The organism is Modestobacter sp. VKM Ac-2978, assembly GCF_026968025.1.
Lineage (GTDB): Bacteria > Actinomycetota > Actinomycetes > Mycobacteriales > Geodermatophilaceae > Modestobacter.
On the sequence record NZ_JAPVBP010000003.1, the window covers coordinates 559,079 to 583,423 of the forward strand.

The following is a 24,345-nucleotide window of genomic DNA, read 5'->3' on the forward strand; positions in this document are numbered from 1 at the left end:
AGTGTCCGGTGGGACAGCTGGGGCTCGGCTTCCGCGGCGTCACAGCGAAGTGCGGACGAGCCGGTACCCTCGGTCGAATGTGCGGCATCGTGGGGTACGTCGGCCCGCAGGACTCCCTGGAGATCGTCCTGGAGGGCCTGCGCCGACTCGAGTACCGGGGCTATGACTCAGCCGGGGTGGCAGTGCTGGCCGATGGCCGGCTGACCACCGCCAAGAAGGCGGGCAAGGTCGCCAACCTGGAGAAGGAGCTGGCCGAGGAGGCGCTGCCCGCCTCGACCATCGGCATCGGCCACACTCGCTGGGCCACGCACGGTGGGCCCACCGACCGCAACGCACACCCGCACGTGTCCGCCGACGGCACCGTTGCGGTGATCCACAACGGCATCATCGAGAACTTCGCGCCGCTGCGCGCCGAGTGCGAGGCCACCGGGATCGAGTTCTCCTCCGAGACCGACACCGAGGTCGTCGCCCACCTCCTCGCCGCGATCTACCGGGAGACGCCGGAGGGCCCGGATCGGTTCGCCGAGGCCATGCGCCGGGTGAGCCGGCGCCTGGAGGGCGCGTTCACCCTGGTCGCCACCCACGTCGCGGAGCCCGACCGGCTGGTCGCCTCGCGCCGCAACAGCCCGCTGGTGGTCGGGGTGGGCGACGGGGAGTACTTCTTCGGCTCCGATGTGGCGGCGTTCATCGGGCACACCCGCGTGGCGCTGGACGTGGAAGAGGACCAGGTCGTGCTCCTGGACCGCGAGCACGGGGTCACGGTGACCGACTTCGCCGGCACCGTGGTCGAGCCGGCAACCCGCACCGTCGACTGGGACGCCGCGGCCGCGGAGAAGGGCGGCTACGACTGGTTCATGCTCAAGGAGATCGCCGAGCAGCCCGAGGCGGTGGCCAACACCCTGCTGGGCCGGCTCGGCGAGACCGGTGAGCTGGTGCTCGACGAGGTCCGGCTCTCCGACCAGGAGCTGCGCGACGTCGACAAGGTCTTCGTCGTCGCCTGCGGGACGGCCTACCACGCCGGCCTGATCGCCAAGTACGCGATCGAGCACTGGACCCGCGTCCCGGTCGAGGTCGAGCTGGCCAGCGAGTTCCGCTACCGCGACCCGGTGCTGGACCGGAGCACGCTGGTCGTGGTCATCAGCCAGTCCGGCGAGACGATGGACACCCTCATGGCGCTGCGGCACGCGCGGCAGCAGAAGGCCAAGGTCCTGGCGATCTGCAACGCCAACGGGTCGACCATCCCGCGGGAGTCCGACGCCGTCCTGTACACCCACGCCGGCCCGGAGGTCGCCGTCGCCTCGACCAAGGGCTTCCTGACGCAGGTCGTGGCCTGCTACCTGGTGGGGCTCTTCCTGGCCCAGGTGCGCGGGGTCAAGTACGCCGACGAGGTCTCCGCCATCGTCGAGGACCTGCGGGCGCTGCCGGCGCAGGTGACCGAGGTGCTGGCCGCGATGGAGCCGGTCCGGGAGCTCGCCCGGGACCTGGCCACCGCGAACACGATCCTGTTCCTCGGTCGGCACGTCGGCTACCCGGTGGCCCTCGAGGGGGCGCTCAAGCTCAAGGAGCTCGCCTACATCCACGCCGAGGGCTTCGCCGCCGGCGAGCTGAAGCACGGGTCGATCGCGCTGATCGACCAGGGCACCCCGGTGGTGATCGTCGTCCCGTCGCCGCTGAGCCGGGGGTCGGTGCACGGCAAGGTGGTGAGCAACATCCAGGAGGTCCGCGCCCGGGGCGCCCGCACCATCGTGATCGCCGAGGAGGGCGATGACGACGTGCTGCCCTACGCCGACCACCTCATCCGGGTGCCGCGTACCCCGACCCTGCTCGCGCCGGTGGTGACGACCGTGCCGCTGCAGGTGCTGTCCTGCGAGATCGCCGCCACCCGCGGCCTGGACGTGGACCAGCCGCGCAACCTCGCCAAGAGCGTCACCGTCGAGTAGCAGCACCTGACCTGATCACCGGTCGTCCCCCCGCACCGGCGTCGGTGCGGGGGGACAGCCGTCGGTGGGGGTGGACGGCGGCGCGGGCACACTGTCCGGGTGATCATCGGGATCGGTGTCGACGTCTGCCCGGTCGAGCGGTTCGCCGCCTCGCTGGCCCGCACCCCGGGGCTGCGGGACCGGCTGTTCACGCCGGCCGAGCAGCGCACCCCGGCCGGCGGTGAGCGCAGCAGCGAGTCCCTGGCGGCCCGCTTCGCCGCCAAGGAGGCGCTGGCCAAGGCGCTGGGCGCCCCGGGCGACCTGCGCTGGCACGACGCCGAGGTGGTCGTCGGGGAGCGGGGACGTCCGCACCTGGAGGTCCGCGGCACGGTGGCCCGCCGCGCCGCGGAGCTGGGCGTCACCGCCTGGCACGTGTCGCTGAGCCACGACGGGGGCATCGCCTCCGCCATGGTGGTCGCCGAGGGAACTGCGCCGTGATCGGGCTGTACACCGGTGAGCAGGTCCGGGCTGCGGAGCAGGCCGTCCTGGCCGGGCTCCCGGCGGGAGCGCTCATGCACCGGGCCGCGACCGGGCTGGCGACCGTCTGTCTGGGCCTGCTGGGCCGGGCGCACGGTGTCCGCGTGGTGCTGCTGGTCGGCTCCGGGGACAACGGCGGGGACGCGTTGTTCGCCGGTGCCCTGCTGGCGCAGCGCGGCGCCGCTGTCACCGCGGTGCTGCTCAGCCCGGAGCGGGCGCATGCGGCGGGGCTGGCCGCCTTCCGTCGCGCCGGTGGGCGGGTCGCCGACGCGGCGGACGCCGGACTGCACCGCGCCGACCTGGTCCTCGACGGGATCGTCGGCCTCGGCAGCACCGGCGGACTGCGGGAACCGGCCGCCGCGCTGGTCCGGGAGGCGACCGCCGGGCCGGGGCTGCTGGTCGCGGTCGACCTGCCCAGCGGCGTCGTCGCCGACACCGGCGAGGTGCCCGGGGCCGCCTTCCCCGCGCAGCACACGGTCACCTTCGGTGCCGTCAAGCCGGGGCTGGTGGTGGGCGCCGGTCGCCGGCAGGCCGGCACGGTGCACCTGGTCGACATCGGGCTCGGCCCCGCCCTCGCCGAACCGGCGGCCCAGCAGCTGACCGACGCCGACGTCGTCCCGCACCTGGACGCCCCCGCCCCCGACGACGACAAGTACTCCCGCGGGGTGGTCGGCGTGCTGGCCGGTTCGGCGACCTACCCCGGCGCCGGGGTGCTGTGCACCGGTGCGGCGGTGCGGACCCGGCCGGGCCTGGTCCGGTACGCCGGCACCGCCGCAGAGGGCGTCCGGGCCGCCTGGCCGGAGGTCATCGTCACCGCTGGCCGCCCGGGGGACGCCGGACGGGTGCAGGCCTGGGTGGTGGGCCCGGGGATGGGCACCGACGACGACGCCGCCAGCGTGCTCGCCGAGGTGCTGGCCACCGACCTGCCGGTGGTGGTCGACGCCGACGGGCTGACCCTGGTCGCCCAGCGACCGGAGCTGGTGGCGGACCGCACGGCACCCACCGTGCTCACGCCGCACGACCGCGAGTTCGCCCGTCTCTTCGGTGAGGTGGGCAGCGACCGGCTGGCCGCTGCGCGCCGGGGTGCGGCGGAGCTGGGCTGCACGGTGCTGCTCAAGGGCGACGCGACCGTCGTCGCCGACGCCGCCGGCACGACCTTCGTCAACGGCACCGGCACCCCGTGGCTGGCGACCGCCGGCACCGGGGACGTGCTCGCCGGGGTGCTGGGGGCGGTGCTGGCGACCGGGCTGCCGGCCGCGGAGGCGGCGGCCGTCGCCGCCCACGTGCACGGCCGGGCGGGTCAGCTGGCCGCCGAGCAGGGACCGCTGATCGCCGGTGACCTGGTCCGCCGGCTGCCGGAGACGCTGGCCCGGCTGCGCGCCGGTGCGGGCTGACCGCGGCGGCCTGGGACAGTGGGCGGTGTGACGCAGGTGCAGCAGGTGCTGGGCAGCCGGGCCGAGGTGGTCGTCGACCTCGACGCGATCGCGGCGAACACCGCGGCGCTTCGCGCGCGGGCCGGCCGGCCGCTGATGGCGGTGGTCAAGGCCGACGGCTACGGGCACGGGCTGGTGCCCGCTGCCCGGGCGGCGCTCGCCGGCGGGGCCGACGCCCTCGGGGTGACGGTGCTGGAGGAGGCGCTCGCGCTGCGCGCCGCCGGGGTCACCGCACCCCTGCTGTCCTGGCAGCACGCGCCGGGGGAGGACTACGCCGCGGGGCTGGCCGCCGACGTCGAGCTGTCGGTCAACGCGGAGTGGGCGCTGGCCGAGGTGGTCGACGCCGCCCGCGCCACCGGCCGCACCGCCCGGGTGCAGTTGTTCGCCGACACCGGCCTGTCCCGCGAGGGCGCCACACCCGAGGCCTGGCCCGGGCTGGTGGCCGCGGCGGCGCGGGCCCAGGCCGACAGCGACGTCGTCGTCACCGGGTTGTGGAGTCACCTCGCCTACGCCGACGCCCCCACCCACCCGACCATCGCCCGGCAGGTCCAGGTCTTCGAGGAGGCGGTGGCGCTGGCCCGGCGGGCCGGGCTGACCGACGCCCGCCGGCACCTGGCCAACTCGGCGGCCACCATCGCCCTGCCCGAGACCTGGTACGACATGGTCCGGCCCGGGGTCGCGCTGTACGGCTTGGACCCGCTGGGCGGCGACCCGGGGCAGTACGGGCTCCGCCCGGCGATGACGGTCCAGGCCCAGGTGGCGCTGACCAAGCGGGTGCCGGCCGGGACCGGGGTCTCCTATGGCCACACCTACTCCCCGGCGGGCGAGACGACGCTGGCCCTGGTGCCCGTCGGCTACGCCGACGGGGTGCCCCGCGCCGCCGGCAACCGGGCACCGGTGCTCGCCGCGGGGGCGCAGCGGACCATCGCGGGCCGGGTCTGCATGGACCAGTTCGTCCTCGACGTGGGCGACGACCCGATCGCACCCGGTGACGCGGTGGTGCTGTGGGGCTCGGGGGCCGACGGCGAGCCGACCGCCCAGCAGTGGGCCGACGCGGTCGACACCATCCACTACGAGCTCGTCACCCGGGTGGGCGGCCGCTTCTCCCGCCGCTACGTCGGCACCGCCGGGATCGCCTGATGGCGCAGCACGGCCACCTCCGCCTGGGCCGCACCGCCGGTCTGGTCGGCGCCGCGGTCGGCCTGGCCGCGGCCGGCACGGCGGTCGGGGTCGCCGTCACCCGGACGGCGACGGCCCGGGTGCGAGCCGGCCAGCTGGCCGGTCAGCGCGGGGAGGACGGCCGCCCCGTCGAGGACGTGCCGGTGAACCAGCTGCGCCAGGAGGACCCGCTGGGCTCCGGGCGCCGCGCCGCCGACCGCACGGTGGTGGTGCGGGCCGACGACGGGGTGGCGCTCACGGTCGAGGAGGTCGGCCCGACCGATGCTCCGCTGACCGTCGTCTTCGTGCACGGCTACGCGCTGTCCATGGCCTCCTGGACGTTCCAGCGTCGGGACCTCGGCGAGCAACTGGCCACCGCCAACGGCCACCGGCCCACCGCGCGCCTGGTCTTCTACGACCAGCGGGGGCACGGCTCCTCCGGCCGCGGTGCCGCCGAGCGCTCGACGATCGACCAGCTGGCCGCGGACCTGGAGTCGGTGCTCACCGCGCGGGTGCCGCGCGGGCCGGTGGTGCTGGTCGGCCACTCGATGGGCGGGATGACGGTGCTCGCCCTGGCCCAACGCCGGCCGGAGCTGTTCGGGACCCGGGTCGCCGGGGTGGCGCTGGTGTCCACCTCCAGCGGCAACCTCGGCGACCTGGACTTCGGGCTGCCCGCGCTGCTGACCCGGGTGCGCGCCACGGTGCTGCCGGTCGCGGTCTGGACCATGCGCCGCAGGCCCGGGCTCGCCGAGGTGACCCGGCGACTGGCCAAGGACGTCGTGTCGGCGGTCACCTGGTCGATGTCGTTCTCCTCCACCGGCGTCGACCCGGCACTGGGGCGCTACGTGGACGCGATGATCGCCGGGACCCCGGTCGACGTGGTGGCCGAGTTCTACCCGGCGATCGCCGGGCTGGACGTCAGCGGCGCGATCGAGCCACTGTGCCGGGTGCCGACCGTGGTGCTCACCGGCGACGCGGACAAGCTGATCCCCAAGGCGCACAGCGAGCGGATCCGGACGCGGCTCGAGGAGTCGGGGGAGGGGGCCGTCGAGTACGTCGCCGTCCCGGACGCCGGGCACCTGGTGCCGCTGGAGCACCCGGGACAGGTGACCGACGTGCTGGCCGGCCTGATCCGCCGGGTCGCTGCCGCGCAGCGCCCCGCCGGCTGACCGCCGGCTCGGCCCCGCCGTAGGGTCTGCGCGTGGTCTCCACCCGTCCGCCGCGCCTCGACGCGGCCGCCACCGAGGTGGCGGCGACCGCCGCGGCCGCGCCGGACTGGGCCTCGCTGGCCGAGGTCGCCCGCTCCTGCGTCGCCTGCCCCGAGCTGGCCGCCACCCGGCAGCACGTCGTCGTCGGGGACGTGCCGGTGACGGGTCGGCCGCGGCTGGTGGTCGTGGGGGAGGCGCCGGGCGCCACCGAGGACGAGACCGGCCGGCCGTTCGTGGGCAAGAGCGGGGCGCTGCTGGACCTGCTGCTCGGCGAGGCCGGACTGCCCCGGGCTGAGGTGGCCGTGCTCAACATCGTGAAGTGCCGCCCGCCGGGCAACCGCACCCCGAAGGCGCCCGAGGTCGCCCGGTGCAGCGGCTGGCTGCGCCGCCAGCTCGACCTGCTCGGCGCCGACGTCGTGGTCGCCCTCGGGCTCTCCTCGGCGAAGTGGTTCCTCGGCCCACGCACCGTGCTCGGCCAGGTGCGTGGCCGGGCGCACGACGTCGACGGGCGCGCCGTGTGGGTCACCTACCACCCGTCGGCTGCGATCCGGTTCGGCCCGAACGGCGCCCCCCGAGCCGCGCTCGCCGCCGACCTGCGCGCGGTGGCGGGCTCGCTGTGAGGCGCGTGCACGAGCTGCCCACCGTCGCCGACACGCAGACGTTCGGCCGCGAGCTGGCCGGGCTGCTCCGGGCCGGTGACCTGGTCGTGCTGGCCGGGCCGCTGGGTGCGGGGAAGACCGCGCTGACCCAGGGGATCGGCGCCGGCCTCGGGGTGCCGGGCCCGGTGACCTCACCGACGTTCGTGCTGGCCCGGGTGCACCGCGGCGGACGCGTCCCGCTGGTGCACGTCGACGCCTACCGGCTGGCCGGCATGGCCGACGTCGACGACCTGGACCTGGACGCCACCACCGACGAGGCGGTCACCGTCGTCGAGTGGGGCCACGGCCTGGTCGAGCAGCTGGTCGACGAGCACCTGGTGGTCGAGCTCGACCGGCGGGACGACGACGTCCGCACCGTCCGGCTGGTGCCCGTCGGCCCGGGCTGGGAGCAGCGGCTCACCGACGCCTGAGCGTCAGCCGGCCTGCTCGACGATCGGGCGCAGCAGGGCCGCCAGCTCCGTCGGCGCGGCCAGGAACGGCGAGTGGCCGGTGTCCAGCCGGAGCACGGTGCCGGCGCGGGAGGACATCGACTCCTGGGCGGCCACCGGGATGGCCTGGTCCTGCTCGCAGACGACGTAGGTGCTCGGCAGCTCGGTCCAGGCGGCGCGGCTCAGCGGTTGGGTGAGCGCGGCCGTGGACTGCAGCTGTAGTTCGGCCACCGCCTGCCGGGTGAGCTCCGGGGAGACCCCGTTGTAGAAGACCTCCTCGGGCGCGGTGGCCCGCACGTGCGTCGGGTGCAGCTCCTGCCAGGACGGGACCTGACCGCCCAGGCTGCTCGCCAGCGAGTCGCCCACGTCGAGCTGGAAGGCGCACAGGTAGACCAGGTGCGCCACGCCCAGCTCCGCGCTGGCCGCCTCGCTGATCGGGATCCCGCCGTAGGAGTGCCCCACCAGGACGACGGGCCCGTCGACCCCGGCGAGCGCGTCCCGGACGGCCGCGGCGTCGGCGGTGAGGTCGCCGAGCGACTGCGGGTCGGTGCCGGAGCTGGGCAGCGCGACGCGGACGACGTCGACGCCGGGCAGGTGGTCGACCAGCGGCTGCCAGCACCACGGGGTGTGCCAGGCGCCGTGGACCAGGACCAGGGTGGCGGGCATGCGGGTTCCTCGTCGTCGGGGGAGGCGGGCCCGCGCAGTCGATCAACAGCCTGCCTCGGGCGCAACCACCCGGCCGCTGCCGACGGCGGGCCGGGGAGCGGCATCTACCCTCGACGGTCGTGCTCGTCCTCGCGCTCGACACCGCCACCCCGACCCTCGTCGTCGGGCTGGCCGAGGTCACCTCCGCCCGGGTCGACGGTGCGCAGCTGCTCCCCGCCCAGCGCACCGTCGCGGTGCTCGCCGAACGGGCCCTCCCGTCGGGGAACCGGCATGCCGAGCTGCTCACCCCGGCGATCCGCGAGGTGCTGGCCGAGGCCGGCGTGCCGATGCGTCGGGTGGAGGCGTTCGTGGTGGGGCTGGGGCCGGGCCCGTTCACCGGGCTGCGGGTCGGGGTGGTCACCGCCGCCGCCCTGGGTGACGCGATCGGGACGACGGTCTACGGGGTCTGCTCGCTGGACGCGGTCGGCGACGGCGCCCGCTCGGTGGTCACCGACGCCCGGCGCAAGGAGGTCCACTGGGCCACCTACGACGACGCCGGGGCGCGGTTGACCGGCCCCGGCGTCGACCGGCCGGAGGAGGCCCCGGTCACCGACCCGGTGGTCGGGGACGGCCGGTTCGCCGAGCGGCTGGGCCGGGAGGTGGTCGCCGCCGAGGTCACCACCGCCGGGCTGCTGCGCGCGGCGTTGCCGCTGTTCGACCGGCCGCCGGCACCGCTGGAGCCGCTGTACCTGCGCCGTCCGGACGCGGTGCCGTCGGTGACCCGCAAGCCGGTGAGCCAGTGAGCGTGCGGCTGCGCGACATGACCGTCGCCGACCTGCCCCGGGTGATGGAGCTGGAGGAGGAGCTCTTCGCGCCGGACACCTGGACCGAGTGGATGTACCGGGACGAGCTCGCCCGTCCCGACACCCGGCACTACCTGGTCGCCGTCGATGCCGACGCCGACGGCGACGCCGTGCTCGGTTACGCCGGGCTGATCTCCTATCCCTACGAGGCGCACATCGCGACCATCGGGGTCACCGGCACGCGGCAGCACGAGGGGATCGGGGCGCTGCTGCTGGACGCCCTGCTCGCCGAGGCGGACGGGCGGCGCACCCCGGTGCTGCTGGAGGTGCGCGAGGACGACGAGGTGACCCAGGCGTTCTACCGCCGGCGCGGGTTCGCCGAGATCGGCCGCCGCCCGAACTACTACCCGCTCAGTGGGAAGGACGCCGTCGTGATGCTGCGGGAGGCACGGCGATGAGCCAGCCGCTGGTCCTGGGGTTCGAGACCTCGTGCGACGAGACCGGGATCGGGCTGGTGCGCGGGCAGACGCTGCTGTCCGACGCGCTGGCCACGTCCATGGCCGAGCACGAGCGCTTCGGCGGGGTGGTCCCGGAGATCGCCAGCCGGGCGCACCTGGAGGCGATGGTCCCGACCGTGCACCGGTCGCTGGCCGACGCCGGGGTGATACTGCGCGACGTCGACGCGATCGCGGTCACCGCCGGCCCGGGGCTGACCGGTGCGCTGCTGGTGGGCGTGGCCGCGGCCAAGGCCTACGCGCTGGCCCTCGACGTCCCGCTGTACGGGGTGAACCACCTGGCCGCGCATGTCGCCGTCGACGAGCTGGAGCACGGCCGGCTCGCCGAGCCCTCGATCGCGCTGCTCGTCTCCGGCGGGCACAGCTCCCTGCTGCTGGTGCCCGACCTCGCCCAGGACGTGCAGGAGCTGGGCCGGACGATCGACGACGCCGCGGGGGAGGCCTTCGACAAGGTCGCCCGGGTGCTCGACCTGCCGTTCCCCGGCGGCCCGCCGATCGACCGCGCCGCCCGGGAGGGCGACCCGCGGGCGATCGCCTTCCCGCGCGGGCTCACCGGTCCCCGGGACGCGACCTACGACTTCTCCTTCTCCGGCCTGAAGACGGCGGTGGCCCGGTGGGTGGAGGGCCGGCAGCGGGCCGGGGAGCCGGTGTCGGTCGCCGACGTCTCGGCGTCCTTCCAGGAGGCGGTGGTCGACGTGCTGACCGCCAAGGCGGTGCGGGCCTGCCGCGACCACGGGGTCGACCACCTGGTCATCGGCGGCGGCGTGGCGGCCAACTCCCGGCTGCGCGCCCTGGCCCAGGAGCGCTGCGACGCCGCCGGGATCGTGCTGCGCACCCCGAGCCCGCGGCTGTGCACCGACAACGGCGCGATGGTGGCCGCGCTCGGCTCGCGGCTGGTCGAGGCGGGCGTGCCGGCGGCGCCGATCGACCTGGGCGCCGACAGCTCCATGCCGATCGACCTCATCTCCCGCTGAACCACCAAAATGGCCATTGTGGTGGGAGCTAGGAGGCCGCGCAGACCAGCACGGTGGGGGCGCCGGCGACGCGGGTGACGACGACGACCGCGCTGCCCTCGCCGGGGCCGCGCAGCTGGCGTGCCAGCGCCTCGGGCTCGATCGGCGACCCCCGCTTCTTCACCACGACCCGGCCGACGCCGCGGGCGCGCAGCAGCGCCTTGAGCTTCTTCAGGTTGAACGGCAGCACGTCGGTCACCCGGTAGGAGCTGACCCACGGGGAGTCCGCGGCCGCGTCGGAGGTCAGGTAGGCGATCGTCGGGTCGATCAGGGTCGCGTCCAGCTCGGCCGCGGCGAGGGCGATCAGACCGGAGCGGATCACCGCCGGGTCGGGCTCGTGCAGCCAGCCGCGGACCGGGCCCGGCTCGGCATCACCCGGGTCGGTGTCGGCGGTCAGCTCGTGCAGCCCGCCGTCCCGGCCGACGACGGTTGCCCGGCGCCAGGTGCGCGACGGCGCCCGCCCCCACAGCAGCGCCTCGACGATCGACCCGCCCAGCGACACCCACTCGGCCTCCACCCCGGCGGGCACCCGGTCGTGGTCCAGCCCGGGCGCCACCTTGACCAGGCAGGCCGGGGCGGTGTCGAGCAGGGCCTGCACCGTCGACCACGGCGGGGACCAGCGGTCGGGGTCGAGCTGACGGCGTCCGCCGGCCCGCCGGGCGGGGTCCAGGACGGCGGCGTCGCAGCCGGCCACCCGGCCCCCGGTCGCGGCGGCCACCAGGTCGACCGCGTCGGCCGCGCGGACCTCGACCCCGCGGAGCCCCGCCGCCGCGGCGTTGAGCCGGGTGAGCTCGCGGGCGACCGGGTCCAGGTCGACGGCGACCACGGCGGCGCCGGCCCGGGCCAGCGCGATCGTGTCGGTGCCGGCGGCGCAGCCGAGGTCGACCACGGACCGGGCGCCGTCGGCCAGCAGCCGGGCGGCCCGCCGGTCGGCGAGGAGCGGGCGGCCGGCCTGCTCCAGCGCGTCGGCGGTGAAGAAGAAGCGGTCGGCGTCGGCGCCGAAGGCCGGCCGGGCCCGCTCCCGCTGCCGGGCGATGCCCCAGGCCGGGCCGGCCAGCTCCACCCCCACCTCGGACCGCAGCCGGGTCAGCGCGGTGACCGCGTCGGCGCGTTCGGCCAGCAGCTCCCGCGCGCGGGTCAGCGCGGCCGCGCCGGCCGGGGTCGCGAGCGCCGCCAGCTGGCGCACCGTCGCCGCGGCCTGCCCGTCGGTCTGGTCGTCGTGGGGGTCGCCGGACACGGGCACAGCGTGGCGCATCGCCGTCCCCACCTGGGCGGGACCCCGGTTGAGTGGCTGGCACTCACATGGGTAGAGTGCCAATCGACACGGGCCGGGCCCCGACCCCCGCGACGGCGAGGCCCAGCCCCCGTGCCACAGCATCAGCACCATCCATTCGAGAGCCCGTCCGACACCGAAGGGGGCGTCACGACGTGACGACCGCTACCAAGGTCAACATCAAGCCGCTCGAGGACCGCGTGGTGGTCCAGGCCAATGAGGCCGAGACCACCACCGCCTCTGGCCTGGTCATCCCGGACACCGCCAAGGAGAAGCCCCAGGAGGGCACCGTCGTCGCTGTCGGCCCCGGCCGCGTCGACGACAACGGCAACCGGGTCCCGCTCGACGTGAACGTCGGCGACGTGGTCATCTACTCGAAGTACGGCGGCACCGAGGTGCGCTACGGCGGCGAGGACTACCTCGTGCTGTCCGCGCGCGACCTGCTCGCCGTCGTGGAGAAGTGACCACACTCCTCCGCTAGACCAGCACGACACCGCCCCGGCGACCCGAACCACCGGGTCCCGGGGCGGTCGTCGTCTGCCCCCGTTCTCCTCCGCACCACCTGAGAGAGGTCTGGCATGGCCAAGATCATCCTGTTCGACGAGGACGCCCGTCGCGCCCTCGAGCGTGGCGTCGACAAGCTCGCCGACGCCGTCAAGGTCACCCTCGGCCCCCGTGGCCGCAACGTGGTCATCAACAAGAACTTCGGCGCCCCGACGATCACCAACGACGGCGTGACCATCGCCCGGGAGATCGAGCTCGAGGACCCGTACGAGAACCTCGGCGCCCAGCTCGCCAAGAACGTCGCCACCAAGACCAACGACGTCGCCGGTGACGGCACCACCACCGCCACCGTGCTCGCCCAGGCCCTCGTGCACGAGGGTCTGCGCAACGTCGCCGCCGGGGCCAACCCGATGAGCCTGGGCCGCGGCATGCGCGCCGCCGTCGACGCGGTCTCCGCCGCCCTCGACGCCGTCGCCATCCCCGTCGACGACCGCAAGGCCATCGCCGGGGTCGCCACCGTCTCCGCCCAGGACGCCGAGGTCGGCGAGCTGATCGGCGAGGCGATGGAGCGGGTCGGCAAGGACGGCGTCATCACCGTCGAAGAGGCCAACGGGATGACCACCGACCTGGACGTCACCGAGGGCGTGCAGTTCGACAAGGGCTACCTGTCGCCGTACTTCGTCACCGACAACGAGTCGATGGAGGCCGTCCTCGAGGACGCCCTCGTCCTCATGGTCAGCGGCAAGGTCAGCGCCCTGGCCGACCTGCTGCCGCTGCTGGAGAAGGTGCTGGCGACCGGCAGCCGCCCGCTGCTGATCGTGGCCGAGGACGTCGAGGGCGAGGCGCTGTCCACCCTGGTCGTCAACTCCATCCGCAAGACCGTCAAGGTCGTCGCGGTGAAGTCGCCCTACTTCGGCGACCGGCGCAAGGCGTTCATGACCGACCTCGCCATCGTCACCGGCGGCCAGGTCGTCAGCGAGGACGTCGGCCTGTCCCTGGACGGCGTCGGCCTCGAGGTGCTGGGCACCGCGCGCCGGGTGACCGTCACCAAGGACGACACCACGATCGTCGACGGCGGCGGCACCTCCGGCGCCGTGGCCGACCGGGTCGCCCAGATCCGCAAGGAGATCGAGGCGACCGACTCCGACTGGGACCGCGAGAAGCTGCAGGAGCGGCTGGCCAAGCTGGCCGGCGGCATCGCGGTCATCCGCGTCGGTGCTGCGACCGAGGTCGAGATGAAGGAGCGCAAGCACCGCATCGAGGACGCGATCGCCGCCACCCGCGCTGCGGTGGAGGAGGGCGTCGTCCCCGGCGGTGGCTCCGCGCTGGTGCACGCCGCCACGGCGATCGACGACCTGGACCTGACCGGCGACGAGCTGATCGGCGCCCGGTCGGTGCGCAAGGCGATCGACTCCCCGCTGGCGCTGATCGCCTCCAACGCCGGGTTCGAGGGGCCGGTCGTCGTCGGCCGGGTCCGTGAGCTGGGCATCGGCCAGGGCTTCAACGCCGCCACCGGCGAGTACGGCGACCTGGCCGCCCAGGGCGTCATCGACCCGGTCAAGGTCACCAAGGCGGCGCTCTCGCACGCCGCCTCGATCGCGGCGATGGTGCTCACCACCGACTCCGCGATCGTGGAGAAGCCCGCCGAGCAGGAGTCCGACGGCGCCGGGCACCACACCCACGGGCACTCGCACGGCCACGGGCACAGCCACTGAGCTGAGCGCGACCGGCTGACACCCGCCCCCGTTCCCGTCTGGGAGCGGGGGCGGACCCGTTCGTGGTCGCGGGCGCACCACCCAAGAGGGTCAGTCCACCGAGACAGGGGCTCAACGTGCCGTTCGTGCCGCCGATGGGGTGGGGTGCAGGACGTGGAGGTCGGTGAGCGGGCGGTGGCCCGCCCGGATCCGGCGACCCCTGAGGACGCCGTCGAGCTGGCGGCTGCCCTCGACCGACTGGAGGCGCTGTCCCGCTTCGACGTCGACGGCATCGGCGACCGGGCGCAACAGGCCGAGGACGCCGCCCGCGCGCTGGGCGCACCCGAGCTGGAGCTGCGTGCCCGGCTGGTGCTGGCCGACCTGGCCCGACGGCGCGGCGACGTGGCCGAGGCCGGCCGGATCGCCCGCGAGGTGCAGCGCTGGGCCACCGACGCGAACGCCCGGCACCTGCTGTCCCGCAGCCACTTCCTGCTGGCGGCCGTCCTGCAGGAGCTGGGCGACCTGTCGCTCGCCCTGGAGCACGCCGTCCAGTCGGTGCACCTGCTCGGGGACGAGGACCCGCCGGTGCAGCGGATCGACCACCTCGCCCGGATGGCCGACTGCCAGGGCCTGCAGGGTGACGAGGGGGCCCGGGAGCGCTATGCGGAGGTGTTCGGTCTCGCCGAGCAGCTCGGCGACGTGGACCGCCAGTTGCTGATCCTGAACAACTGGGCCTACGTGGAGACGATCGCCGGCCGGTACGAGGGCGCACTGGGCCTGAGCACGCAGCTGCAGGCCCTCGCCGAACGGCACCGGGTGCCGTTGCACGTCGGGCGGCTGGACACCATCGCCCGTGCCCTCCTGGGCCTGGGCCGGCTGGAGGAGGCGGAGCACGCGCTCGCCCCGGGGACCGAGTCCGGGGCGCTGGACGCCTCGCCGGACGGGGACGCCGGCGCCGACTTCCTGCTGACCCTGGCCGAGGTGCGCCGCCGGCGGGGGCACGTGGCGGGCGCCCAGGAGGTGCTGGACGAGTGCGTGCGCCGGTGCGAGCAGCACGGGCTGACCGCCATCCGGGTGCGCGCCCGGCGGGAGCAGGCCGAGCTGCACGCAGCGGGTGCGGACTACAAGGCGGCGTTCGAGGAGCACCAGCTCTACAGCCAGGCGGCGCTGGACCTCCAGTCCGCGCAACGCGACGCCCGGGCCCGGGCACTGCAGGCGATGTACGAGGCGACCGAGGCGCGGCGGCAGAGCCGGCGCTACCGCGAGCTCTCGCTGCGCGACCCGCTGACCGGCCTGTACAACCGCCGCTTCGTCGACGACCAGCTGCCGCAGCTGCTGGACCGGGCGAGCGTGACCACCGAGATCGTCTCCGTGGCACTGGTCGACCTGGACCACTTCAAGCGGATCAACGACACGTGGTCGCACGACGTCGGTGACCAGGTGCTCCGCGCGGTGGCGGCGAGACTCGAGGTGGCGGCGTCGGGCGGTGCCGTGCCGGGTGGCTTCGTCGCGCGGATGGGGGGCGAGGAGTTCCTGCTGGTGCTCGTCGGCGGGGACCTGCCGCGCGCCGTCCGGCAGCTGGACGACCTGCGCCGGGCGGTTGCCGCCCACCCCTGGGCCGAGCTGGCCGACGGACTCACGGTGACCCTCAGTGCCGGGGTGGCGACCACGGCCGGGGGCGCGCGGACGGCGCCCGCCGACCTGCTCAGCCGCGCCGACGAGCACCTGTACGAGGCCAAGACCCGGGGACGGGACCGCGTCGTCAGCGAGCTGGGGTGAGCAGGTCCCGAACAGCCGAGAGGGCCGGTCCGACGTGTTCGTCGGACCGGCCCTCTCGGCATCTCGTCAGCGGGGGAGGCCTCCCGCGGACGGATCAGACCGCAGCGGCGATGGCGGCGGGCTCGGCGGCGATCAGCCGCGCGCGCTCCTCCTCGCTCATGCCGCCCCAGACCCCGTAGGGCTCGCGGACGGACAGGGCGTGCTGGAGGCAGGACTCGATGACCGGGCAACGTCCGCAGACGGCCTTGGCAGCGGCCTGGCGGCGCGCACGGGCCGGCCCGCGCTCACCGTCGGGGTGGAAGAAGAGCGAGGTGCTCTCGCCCCGGCAGGAACCGTGCAACTGCCAGTCCCAGACCTCGGCCACGGGGTTGGGCAGTCGGCGGATGTCAGCCATTGGACCTCCTCGGCTCGGTGCACCGGGGGGTCTGCCCGGTCGCTTCCGGGCCGATGCCCGCTGCCGACGAGCCGCAAACACGACCGATCGCGTTCGTCGTGCGAGATCGGCCGAGTTGTGCTTCGGCCGTCGCGCACTCACGGGTCGTCACCCGCGGGGGTGACGGCCACTGTCGCCGCGCTACCCACAGGATCAAGGTGATCACAGTGAGTGCCGACCACCAGGGTGGGGGACACCCCGACACCCGTCCGGGAGACCGGAGGTGCCGGCGCTCCCGGGAGCGGGGGGACCACCCCGCTCCGGCCACCCGCCCGGGCGACGCCCGGTCGGTACGCCGCCGGCTCCGACCGGCGCAGACGGGAGCAGTCGTGATCGAGGACAGGACGCGGGGCAACGGCAGCGGTGGATCCGTCGTCTGGGTGTTCGACGAGCGTCGCCGGGTCCGGGACGACGTCGCCGGCCGGCTGCTCGCCCTGCCGTTCGTCAGCCGCGTCGAGGCCGTCGCCGACCCGGCGTCGCTGATGGCCCGGCTGGACAACCGCGTGCCCGACGTCCTGCTCGTCGGCACGCAGCGGGCGACCGACAGCGGGCTGTCCGTGGCCACCCAGGTCCTGCGCACGCACCCGGCGCTGCCGGTGCTCATGCTCGGGGCACCGGACGACGCCGAGACCGTGCGCGCCGCGGTGTCCCTCGGCGCCCGCGGGTACCTCCGCTGGGACGCCAGCCCGCTCGAGCTCGGGCTGGGCCTGTCCCGTACCGGCATGCGCCCCGACGGCGGGCGCCTGCCCCACCAGCTGGCCCCTGCGCCACGCAGCCCCCAGCAGGCGGGCGTGTTCGCCGGCGCACCCGCCGGCTCGGGCTGGGGTGGTGCCAGCCCGCTGGCCGGCCTGGCCCCGACCACGGTGCGCTCCACCGTGCCCGAGACGCCGCAGGTCGCCCTGTCCGCGCGGGAGATGCAGGTGCTCACCGGGATGAGCCAGGGCAAGAGCAACGCCCAGATCGGCCGGGAGCTCTACCTGTCCGAGGACACGATCAAGACCCACGCGCGGCGGCTGTTCCGCAAGCTGGGTGTCAAGGACCGCGCCGAGGCCGTGGCCACCGGCTTCCGCCGCGGGATGATGCACTGAGCTGAGGCAGGCAGACACGCCTGAGCGCGGGCCTCGGCCGCCTGACCGACCGGTGAGCCGGGGCGTGCAGCGGCCGAACGGTCGCTGAGGTGGCTCTCGTGACCACGGCGTTGGCCCGGCCGACTGCGGCGTTGAGCCACGCGACCGCGGCCCGGCTGTGGGGTCTGCCGCTGCACACCGGCCTGTCCCCGGACGTCCGGCTGACCGACCCGCTCCGTTGGCGCACCGGCCCGGGCTACGTGATGGCGAAGGCGCAGCTCCCGGACGACGAGGTCACCGTCCGCGGCCAGTTCCGGCTCACGACCCCCGCGCGGACCCTGGTCGACACCGCACGGGAGTGGCCGGAGCTGCCGGCGGTCGCGGCGCTGGACGCAGCACTCCTGCGCGGCCTGGTCACCACGGAGCAGTTGCAGGCGACCCTCGATCGTCACCGGTTCGCTCCCCGTGCTCCGCTGGCCGTCCGGGCGGTGGCCGCGGCGGACGGGAGGGCCGAGACGTGGCTGGAGACGAAGGGGCGGCTGCGCTTCCGCGCTGCTGGACTGCCGCCCTACCTGCCGCAGGTGGAGCTGTGGATCGACGGTCGGTCGGTCAAGGTCGTGGACGGTTGGTACGAGGACGCCGCCGTGGCCGTGGAGTTCGACGGTCGGGTCAAGTACGTGCGGCCCGCGTACGGCGGCCGCCCCGAGGACGTGCTCTTCGACGAGAAGCGACGGAAGGACCTGGTGCGGGCGACCGGGATCCGGTTCGTCCGGCTCGTCGACGAGGACCTCGGCCCGGGCTGGACGGCGGTGGAGCGGCGAGTGCTCCGCGAGCTCGAGGTCCCGGGCCCGGCCGAGCGGCTCTTCCGTGCGGTGCCGCGCGACGTGGGGCGGGTGCGCGCCTCGCTGGGGTGAGCCGCCTGGCCGACCGGTGGACCGTGTCGCTCAGCGGGTCACCGGTCGACGATACGGCTCAGCCTCCGGGGCCTCCGTCAGTCGTCGCGGGCGTGCCGGCCGCCGGTGCCGTGCCGGCCGGTGGGCTCCTCGCGCTCGGCCAGGGCGGCGACCCCGTCGGCGTAGCCGCTGGCGTAGTCCCAGCTGACGTAGTCGTCGGGGTCGGGGTCGAACGGCGGCTCGTGCCGGCCGGTCTGCCCCTCGTCGAGCAGCTGGCGCAGGTTCGCCTGCATCAGCGCCCAGTCGACGTGGTGCTCCTCGTCGCAGTCGGGGCAGTCCACGACGATGCCCTTGACCCCGGTGGGCTCCAGCAGCGTGCGGAAGACCTCCAGCTCGGCCAGGTCGTCGAGCACCCCGGCCCGTTCCTCCATGGTCAGCGGTGGCTGCACCGAGTGGTCACCGGAACCGAGCTCGCCCCCGAAGTCCGGGTCGCGATCCGGGGTCGCGCCGAATGCGTCGTCCCACGCGTCCACGTGTCCTCCTCACCGGCCAGGGCCGGCATCCTCGGTCACTGCTGGTCAGCCAGCAGTCGGCCGGGCACGCCCGGCCGCCGGACCACGGTAGCGGGGCGAGGGAGCCCTCCGGTGCTCCGCCTAGCATGTGAGGGGATCCCGTGCGCCTGGCGAGGCGCTCCCACCGAAGAAGTCGAGAGGGTGGCGGCACATGCAGCCCGACGAGCGCATCCCTGAACTGCCGGCCAAGTTCGCCCCGCTGGGGCTGACCTACGACGACGTCCTGCTGGTCCCCGGGGCCTCGGACATCGTGCCCACCGACGTGGACACCAGCAGCCGGCTGACCCGCGGCATCCGGCTCGCCATCCCGCTGGTCTCCTCCGCGATGGACACCGTCACCGAGTCGCGGATGGCGATCGCCATGGCCCGTGCCGGTGGCATCGGGGTCCTGCACCGCAACCTCGCCGCCGAGGACCAGGCCGGCCAGGTCGACCTGGTCAAGCGCTCCGAGGCCGGCATGGTCACCAACCCGGTCACCTGCTCCCCGGAGAACACCCTCGCCGAGGTCGACGCGCTGTCGGCGCGCTACCGGATCTCCGGGGCCCCGGTCGTCGACGCCGACGGCGTGCTGGTCGGCATGGTCACCAACCGCGACATGCGCTTCGAGACCGACCAGCACCAGCTGGTGCGCGACGTGATGACGCCGCTGCCGCTGGTCACCGCCCCGGTGGGCGTCGACCCGGATCGGGCGCTGGCGCTGCTCAAGCAGCACAAGATCGAGAAGCTGCCGCTGGTGGACGACGCCGGCCGGCTGCGCGGGCTGATCACCGTCAAGGACTTCGTCAAGCGCGACCAGTACCCCAACGCCACCAAGGACGTCGGCGGCCGGCTGACCGTCGGTGCCGCCCTCGGCGTGGGCGAGGACGCCTACAAGCGCGCCGGCCTGCTCGTGGACGCCGGGGTCGACGTGCTCGTCGTCGACACCGCCCACGGCCACCAGCGCGCCGTGCTGGACATGGTCGCCCGGGTGAAGAAGGAGTTCGCGAACGTCGGCCACGGCGTGCAGGTGGTCGGCGGCAACGTCGCCACCCGCGCCGGCGCGCAGGCGCTGATCGACGCCGGGGTCGACGCGGTCAAGGTCGGCGTCGGGCCGGGCTCGATCTGCACCACCCGCGTGGTGGCCGGGGTCGGCGTCCCGCAGGTCACCGCCATCTACGAGGCCGCGCTCGCCGCCCGCCCGGCCGGGGTGCCGGTCATCGCCGACGGCGGGCTGCAGTACTCCGGTGACATCGTCAAGGCGCTGGTCGCCGGCGCGGACACCGTCATGATCGGCGGCCTGTTCGCCGGGGTCGAGGAGGCCCCAGGGGAGCTGGTCTTCATGAACGGCAAGCAGTACAAGACCTACCGCGGCATGGGCTCCCTCGGCGCGATGCAGAAGCGCGGCAACCAGTCCTTCAGCCGGGACCGCTACTTCGCCGACGACGTCCTCTCCGACGACAAGCTCGTGCCCGAGGGGATCGAGGGCCAGGTGCCCTACCGCGGGCCGCTGTCCGGGGTCGCCCACCAGCTGGTCGGCGGCCTCCGTGCCGGCATGGGCTACGCGGGTGCGGCCACCGTCGCCGACCTGCAGGAGCGCGGCCAGCTGACCCGGATCACCTCCGCCGGGCTCACCGAGAGCCACCCGCACGACATCCAGATGACCGTCGAAGCCCCCAACTACCGAGGCCGCTGACCCCATGCCAGTACGTGACAACGTCGAGATCGGCCTGAACCGCTTCGCCCGCCGGGGCTACGACCTGGACGAGGTGTCGATCGTCCCGTCCCGGCGCACCCGGGACCACGACGACGTCTCCACCGCCTGGCAGATCGACGCCTTCCGGTTCGAGATCCCGCTCGTCACCAGCCCCAGCGACGCGGTGGTCAGCCCGGAGACCGCCGTCGCGGTCGGTCAGGCCGGCGGGCTGGGTGTGCTCAACGCCGAGGGCCTGTGGGCCCGGTACGACGACCCGACCGACGTCTACCGCCGGCTGCGCGACGCCGCCGGGGCCGACAGCGGCCCGCCGACCGCGCTGCTGCAGGAGGTCTACGCCGAGCCGGTCAAGCCGGACCTGATCGCCGCCCGGATCAAGGAGGTGCGGGACGCCGGGGTGACCACGGCGGTGCGCGTCTCCCCGCAGCACACCGTGGCGCTCGCCCCGACCGTGCTCGCCGCCGGGGTCGACCTGCTGGTCATCCAGGGCACGATCGTCTCCGCCGAGCACGTGACCACCACCGGGGAGGCGCTGAACCTCAAGGAGTTCATCGCCGACCTCGACGTCCCGGTGATCGTCGGCGGCGCGGCGGACTACCAGACCGCGCTGCACCTGATGCGCACCGGCGCCGCCGGCGTGATCGTCGGCGTGGGGGCCGACAGCTGGTCCACCGCCGACGCCGTGATGGGCATCCGGGTCCCGCTGGCCAGCGCGATCGCCGACGCAGCGGCGGCCCGCCGCGACTACCTCGACGAGACCGGTGGCCGGTACGTGCACGTCATCGCCAACGGTCGGATCGAGACCAGCGGCGCCATCGCCCGGGCGCTGGCCTGTGGTGCCGACGCCGTCCAGCTCGGGGAGCCGCTGCGCACCGCCGCGGAGGCGCCGGCCGGCGGCGTGTGGTGGGACTCCGTGGCCGCGCACCCGCGGCTGCCCCGCGGCGGCACGTCCGCACCGGCGACGGCCCGCGGCTCGCTGGAGGAGGTGCTGCTCGGCCCGGCCACCGCCGCCGACGGGCGCACCAACCTCTTCGGTGCCCTGCGCCGCACCATGGCCAAGACCGGCTACCGGGACCTCAAGGAGTTCCAGCGGGTCGACCTGGTGATCGGTGGCAACGGCGAGACCGCGGCCGGTCCCGGCCACCTGGTGGGCTGACGCCCCCGATGAGCAGCCCCACCACCAGCAGCCCGGCCACGATGGACTTCCCGACCGTGCTGGTCGTCGACTTCGGTGCCCAGTACGCCCAGCTGATCGCCCGCCGGATCCGAGAGGCCGGGGTCTACTCCGAGCTCGTCGGCTCCGACGTGCCGGTCGCCGAGCTGCTGGCCCGCAAGCCGGCGGCGATCGTGCTCTCCGGCGGGCCCTCCAGCGTCTACGCCGAGGACGCCCCCCAGGTCGACCCGGCCGTCTTCGAGGCGGGGGTGCCGGCCTTCGGCATCTGCTATGGCTTCCAGGCGATGGCCGCCAGCCTCGGCGGCACCGTGGCCCGCACCGGCGACCGGGAGTACGGCGGCACCCCGCTGACCGTGACCACCCCCGGTCAGCTGTTCGGCGAGCTGCCGAACGAGCAGTCGGTGTGGATGAGCCACGGCGACGCGGTCAGCGCCGCGCCGCCCGGGTTCACCGTCACCGCCACCAGCACCGGCGCCCCGGTAGCGGCCTTCGAGGACGTCGACCGGCGGCTGGCCGGCGTGCAGTTCCACCCCGAGGTGAAGAACACCCCGCACGGGCAGACGGTGCTCGAGCACTTCCTGTTCGACATCGCCGGCCTGGAGCCGAGCTGGACGATGGCCAACGTCGTCGACGAGCAGGTGGCGTCCATACGCGCCCAGATCGGCGACCGGCGGGCCATCTGCGGGCTCTCCGGTGGGGTCGACTCCGCGGTGGCCGCGGCGCTGGTCCAGCGGGCCATCGGGGACCGGCTCACCTGCGTCTACGTCGACCACGGGCTGATGCGGGAGGGCGAGACCGAGCAGATCGAACGGGACTTCGTCGCCGTCACCGGAGCCGACCTGCGCGTCGTCGACGCCAGCGAGCAGTTCCTCGCCGCGCTGGCCGGGGTCAGCGACCCGGAGACGAAGCGGAAGATCATCGGCCGGGAGTTCATCCGGGTCTTCGAGCAGGCTGCCCTCGACGTGATCGCCGACGCCAAGGAGCACGGCGAGACCGTCGACTTCCTGGTGCAGGGCACCCTCTACCCCGACGTGGTGGAGTCCGGTGGCGGCACCGGGACGGCGAACATCAAGAGCCACCACAACGTCGGCGGGCTGCCCGAGGACCTCACCTTCACCCTGGTCGAGCCGCTGCGCACGCTGTTCAAGGACGAGGTGCGCGAGGTCGGCCGGCAGCTGGGCCTCCCCGACACCCTGGTGCAGCGCCAGCCCTTCCCCGGCCCGGGCCTGGGCATCCGGATCATCGGCGAGGTCACCCGCGACCGGCTGGACGTACTGCGCCAGGCCGACGCGATCGCCCGCGAGGAGCTCACCGCGGCGCACCTGGACACCGAGATCTGGCAGTGCCCGGTGGTGCTGCTGGCCGACGTCCGCAGCGTGGGCGTGCAGGGCGACGGGCGCACCTACGGCCACCCCGTGGTGCTGCGCCCGGTGTCCAGCGAGGACGCGATGACCGCGGACTGGACCCGGCTGCCCTACGACGTGCTGGCGAAGATCTCCACCCGGATCACCAACGAGGTGGCCGAGGTCAACCGGGTCGTGCTCGACGTGACGAGCAAGCCGCCGGGCACCATCGAGTGGGAGTAAGGACCCCCTCCTCCCCACCCTTCGCAGGCTCAGGGCGGGCCCCTGGAGGGGGCCTGACCGGCCCTCGCTGGCGCTCGGGCCGGGCACCAGAGCCGCGAGGCTGACCTGGCCCGTCACCACGCCCTGATGCCGCCGCGCAGGTCGGGCGGGGGCGCTCCGGCGCGGCAGCTCTTTCTGACGTCGCTGCAGAGGTCGGACGGGGCGCTCCGACGCGTCACCTGTTCGGGGGCGCCGAGTGGCGGGGCCCGGGCCCTCATGATCAGGTTGTCGGCGATCTGATCGACCACGCGAGGAGGTACCGGAGTGACCGCCGGGGTGTGGCCACTCTGGCCGAGCGCGCTGGCCCTCGTCGCCATGGCGGCGGTGATCGTCTTCGCCGGCATCCGGCTGACCCGCGCCGCCGACGAGCTCGCCGACCGGACCGGGCTGGGCGACGCGATCGGTGGCGCCCTGCTGCTCGGTGCGGTCACCTCCCTGCCGGGCATCGTGACCACCGCGACGGGCGCACTGGAGGGCGATCCCGGGTTCGGCCTGGCCAACCCGATCGGCGGGGTCGCGGTGCAGACGGTCTGGCTGGCCATCGCCGACCTGGTCTACCGCCGGGCCAACCTGGAGCACGCCGCCGCCTCACTGGAGAACGTGCTGCAGGCGCTGCTCCTGGTCGGGATGCTGTCCCTGCCGGTGGTCGCCTACGCCACCCCCACGTTGCAGTGGGGCTGGATCCACCCGGTGACCCTGCTCATCCCGCTGCTCTACGGCTACGGGCTGGTCCTGCTCCGGCGGATGCACGACCACCCCATGTGGCAACCCATCCAGACCTCGGCCACGGTCGAGGACGTCGAACCCGACGGCACCGACGCCTCGACCCGTCGGCTGTGGGGCCGGCTCGCGTCGCTGGCGCTGGTCGTCGGCGTCGCCGGCTGGGTGATCGGCCAGGCGGGACTGGGTGTCGTCCAGGCGACCGGGCTGCCCAGCGGCGTCGTCGGCTTCACCCTGACCACGGCGGTCACCTCGCTGCCGGAGCTCGTCGTGCTGATCACCGCGGTGCGGATGGGGGCGCTGACCCTGGGCATCGGCAACATCATCGGCGGGAACGTCTTCGACACCCTGATGATCCCGGTGGCCGACATCGCCTACCTGGAGGGGCCGGTCTACCGCGACGCCGGTGAGATCAGCCTGGTCCTGCTCGGCGGCACGATCCTGATGACCGTCGTGCTGGCGACCGGGCTGGTGATGCGCGAGCGCAAGGGGATCGGCTTCGAGGGCATCCTGCTGCCGCTGATCTACCTCGGCACCGTGGCCCTGGCGGTCATCACGCGCTGAGTGGCCGGGGCCGGGGGCGTCCCCCGGGCCCGGCCACCA

23 protein-coding genes are annotated in these 24,345 nt (G+C 74.6%); 19 read left to right on the top strand and 4 right to left on the bottom strand.

Going from position 1 to position 24,345, the window contains the following annotated elements:
* The first annotated feature begins 77 nt into the window (after positions 1-77).
* The 7 genes from glmS to tsaE all read left to right on the top strand — a co-directional run bounded on the left by glmS (position 78) and on the right by tsaE (position 7,324).
* Complete coding sequence (gene glmS, locus O2W53_RS10445) at positions 78-1,940, top strand: glutamine--fructose-6-phosphate transaminase (isomerizing) (RefSeq protein WP_269162951.1); 1,863 nt, start codon at positions 78-80, stop codon at positions 1,938-1,940.
* Positions 1,941-2,039: 99 nt separating this feature from the next.
* Positions 2,040-2,417: a holo-ACP synthase gene (locus O2W53_RS10450; protein ID WP_269162952.1), complete on the top strand. Its 378-nt coding sequence runs from the start codon at positions 2,040-2,042 to the stop codon at positions 2,415-2,417.
* Positions 2,414-3,850: an NAD(P)H-hydrate dehydratase gene (locus O2W53_RS10455; RefSeq protein ID WP_269162953.1), complete on the top strand. Its 1,437-nt coding sequence runs from the start codon at positions 2,414-2,416 to the stop codon at positions 3,848-3,850. Before O2W53_RS10450 ends, O2W53_RS10455 begins: the two co-directional genes overlap by 4 nt.
* A 27-nt stretch (positions 3,851-3,877) precedes the next feature.
* Positions 3,878-5,029 (top strand): alanine racemase, encoded by a 1,152-nt coding sequence (gene alr / locus O2W53_RS10460; RefSeq protein WP_269162954.1) that lies wholly within the window; start codon positions 3,878-3,880, stop codon positions 5,027-5,029.
* Complete coding sequence (locus O2W53_RS10465; RefSeq protein WP_269162955.1) at positions 5,029-6,216, top strand: alpha/beta fold hydrolase; 1,188 nt, start codon at positions 5,029-5,031, stop codon at positions 6,214-6,216. Before alr ends, O2W53_RS10465 begins: the two co-directional genes overlap by 1 nt.
* A gap of 32 nt (positions 6,217-6,248) precedes the next feature.
* Complete coding sequence (locus O2W53_RS10470) at positions 6,249-6,875, top strand: uracil-DNA glycosylase (protein ID WP_269162956.1); 627 nt, start codon at positions 6,249-6,251, stop codon at positions 6,873-6,875.
* Between the two features lie 5 nt (positions 6,876-6,880).
* Positions 6,881-7,324 (top strand): tRNA (adenosine(37)-N6)-threonylcarbamoyltransferase complex ATPase subunit type 1 TsaE, encoded by a 444-nt coding sequence (tsaE, locus tag O2W53_RS10475; RefSeq protein WP_269162957.1) that lies wholly within the window; start codon positions 6,881-6,883, stop codon positions 7,322-7,324.
* Between the two features lie 3 nt (positions 7,325-7,327).
* Here tsaE and O2W53_RS10480 read toward each other — a convergent pair whose 3' ends face one another.
* A complete protein-coding gene (locus tag O2W53_RS10480; RefSeq protein WP_269162958.1) occupies positions 7,328-8,008 on the bottom strand; it encodes an alpha/beta hydrolase in 681 nt (226 codons plus the stop codon).
* Between the two features lie 119 nt (positions 8,009-8,127).
* On the opposite strand from O2W53_RS10480, the gene tsaB reads away from it, so the two are divergent.
* Genes tsaB through tsaD form a run of 3 tightly spaced genes read left to right on the top strand, consistent with a single transcriptional unit; the run spans position 8,128 to position 10,279 of the window.
* Positions 8,128-8,790 carry a tRNA (adenosine(37)-N6)-threonylcarbamoyltransferase complex dimerization subunit type 1 TsaB gene (gene tsaB / locus O2W53_RS10485; RefSeq protein WP_269162959.1) on the top strand — a complete coding sequence of 221 codons (663 nt, stop codon included), beginning with the start codon at positions 8,128-8,130 and terminating at the stop codon, positions 8,788-8,790.
* A complete protein-coding gene (gene rimI, locus O2W53_RS10490; protein ID WP_269162960.1) occupies positions 8,787-9,248 on the top strand; it encodes a ribosomal protein S18-alanine N-acetyltransferase in 462 nt (153 codons plus the stop codon). The genes tsaB and rimI overlap by 4 nt, the downstream gene beginning before the upstream one ends.
* A complete protein-coding gene (tsaD, locus tag O2W53_RS10495) occupies positions 9,245-10,279 on the top strand; it encodes a tRNA (adenosine(37)-N6)-threonylcarbamoyltransferase complex transferase subunit TsaD (protein ID WP_269162961.1) in 1,035 nt (344 codons plus the stop codon). Before rimI ends, tsaD begins: the two co-directional genes overlap by 4 nt.
* A 28-nt stretch (positions 10,280-10,307) precedes the next feature.
* On the opposite strand, the gene O2W53_RS10500 is transcribed toward tsaD, so the two are convergent.
* Positions 10,308-11,555, bottom strand: a complete 1,248-nt coding sequence (locus O2W53_RS10500; RefSeq protein WP_269162962.1) for a class I SAM-dependent methyltransferase — start codon at positions 11,553-11,555, stop codon at positions 10,308-10,310.
* Positions 11,556-11,746: 191 nt separating this feature from the next.
* Here O2W53_RS10500 and groES point away from each other — a divergent pair, with 191 nt between their 5' ends.
* The 3 genes from groES (at position 11,747) to O2W53_RS10515 (ending at position 15,568) form a co-directional block, all read left to right on the top strand.
* The gene (gene groES, locus O2W53_RS10505; protein ID WP_036334331.1) at positions 11,747-12,055 is read left to right on the top strand and encodes a co-chaperone GroES; all 309 of its coding nucleotides are present in this window, start codon (positions 11,747-11,749) and stop codon (positions 12,053-12,055) included.
* 114 nt (positions 12,056-12,169) lie between these two features.
* Entirely contained in the window at positions 12,170-13,810 is a 1,641-nt protein-coding gene (gene groL / locus O2W53_RS10510) for a chaperonin GroEL (RefSeq protein ID WP_269162963.1), read from the top strand.
* 153 nt (positions 13,811-13,963) lie between these two features.
* Positions 13,964-15,568, top strand: a complete 1,605-nt coding sequence (locus O2W53_RS10515; RefSeq protein WP_269162964.1) for a GGDEF domain-containing protein — start codon at positions 13,964-13,966, stop codon at positions 15,566-15,568.
* Between the two features lie 94 nt (positions 15,569-15,662).
* On the opposite strand, the gene O2W53_RS10520 is transcribed toward O2W53_RS10515, so the two are convergent.
* Positions 15,663-15,962: a WhiB family transcriptional regulator gene (locus tag O2W53_RS10520; RefSeq protein WP_036334333.1), complete on the bottom strand. Its 300-nt coding sequence runs from the start codon at positions 15,960-15,962 to the stop codon at positions 15,663-15,665.
* A gap of 368 nt (positions 15,963-16,330) precedes the next feature.
* Between O2W53_RS10520 and O2W53_RS10525 the strand changes: the two genes are divergently transcribed.
* Entirely contained in the window at positions 16,331-17,089 is a 759-nt protein-coding gene (locus O2W53_RS10525) for a response regulator transcription factor (protein ID WP_269162965.1), read from the top strand.
* 98 nt (positions 17,090-17,187) lie between these two features.
* A complete protein-coding gene (locus O2W53_RS10530) occupies positions 17,188-17,982 on the top strand; it encodes a hypothetical protein (RefSeq protein ID WP_269162966.1) in 795 nt (264 codons plus the stop codon).
* 77 nt (positions 17,983-18,059) lie between these two features.
* Here the strand turns inward: O2W53_RS10530 and O2W53_RS10535 are convergent, their stop codons facing one another.
* On the bottom strand, positions 18,060-18,494 hold the full coding sequence (locus O2W53_RS10535) for a DUF5319 family protein (protein ID WP_269162967.1): 435 nt from the start codon (positions 18,492-18,494) through the stop codon (positions 18,060-18,062).
* A 190-nt stretch (positions 18,495-18,684) separates the two neighbouring features.
* Between O2W53_RS10535 and guaB the strand changes: the two genes are divergently transcribed.
* The 4 genes from guaB to O2W53_RS10555 all read left to right on the top strand — a co-directional run bounded on the left by guaB (position 18,685) and on the right by O2W53_RS10555 (position 24,306).
* A complete protein-coding gene (guaB, locus tag O2W53_RS10540) occupies positions 18,685-20,205 on the top strand; it encodes an IMP dehydrogenase (RefSeq protein ID WP_269162968.1) in 1,521 nt (506 codons plus the stop codon).
* A gap of 4 nt (positions 20,206-20,209) precedes the next feature.
* Complete coding sequence (locus tag O2W53_RS10545; RefSeq protein ID WP_269162969.1) at positions 20,210-21,379, top strand: GuaB3 family IMP dehydrogenase-related protein; 1,170 nt, start codon at positions 20,210-20,212, stop codon at positions 21,377-21,379.
* An 8-nt stretch (positions 21,380-21,387) separates the two neighbouring features.
* Positions 21,388-22,983: a glutamine-hydrolyzing GMP synthase gene (guaA, locus tag O2W53_RS10550; protein ID WP_269162970.1), complete on the top strand. Its 1,596-nt coding sequence runs from the start codon at positions 21,388-21,390 to the stop codon at positions 22,981-22,983.
* Positions 22,984-23,286: 303 nt separating this feature from the next.
* Positions 23,287-24,306, top strand: coding sequence for a sodium:calcium antiporter (locus O2W53_RS10555; protein ID WP_269162971.1), 1,020 nt, complete (start codon positions 23,287-23,289; stop codon positions 24,304-24,306).
* Positions 24,307-24,345: the final 39 nt, after the last annotated feature.

Excerpts from the sequence above, each read along its gene's own strand:
- O2W53_RS10480 (WP_269162958.1), bottom strand. The coding sequence starts at position 8,008 with ATGCCCGCCACCCTGGTCCTGGTCCACGGCGCCTGGCACACCCCGTGG.
- groL (WP_269162963.1), top strand. The coding sequence starts at position 12,170 with ATGGCCAAGATCATCCTGTTCGACGAGGACGCCCGTCGCGCCCTCGAG.
- O2W53_RS10465 (WP_269162955.1), top strand. The coding sequence starts at position 5,029 with ATGGCGCAGCACGGCCACCTCCGCCTGGGCCGCACCGCCGGTCTGGTC.
- O2W53_RS10520 (WP_036334333.1), bottom strand. The coding sequence starts at position 15,962 with ATGGCTGACATCCGCCGACTGCCCAACCCCGTGGCCGAGGTCTGGGAC.
- O2W53_RS10545 (WP_269162969.1), top strand. The coding sequence starts at position 20,210 with ATGCCAGTACGTGACAACGTCGAGATCGGCCTGAACCGCTTCGCCCGC.
- glmS (WP_269162951.1), top strand. The coding sequence starts at position 78 with ATGTGCGGCATCGTGGGGTACGTCGGCCCGCAGGACTCCCTGGAGATC.
- guaB (WP_269162968.1), top strand. The coding sequence starts at position 18,685 with ATGCAGCCCGACGAGCGCATCCCTGAACTGCCGGCCAAGTTCGCCCCG.
- tsaD (WP_269162961.1), top strand. The coding sequence starts at position 9,245 with ATGAGCCAGCCGCTGGTCCTGGGGTTCGAGACCTCGTGCGACGAGACC.
- guaA (WP_269162970.1), top strand. The coding sequence starts at position 21,388 with ATGAGCAGCCCCACCACCAGCAGCCCGGCCACGATGGACTTCCCGACC.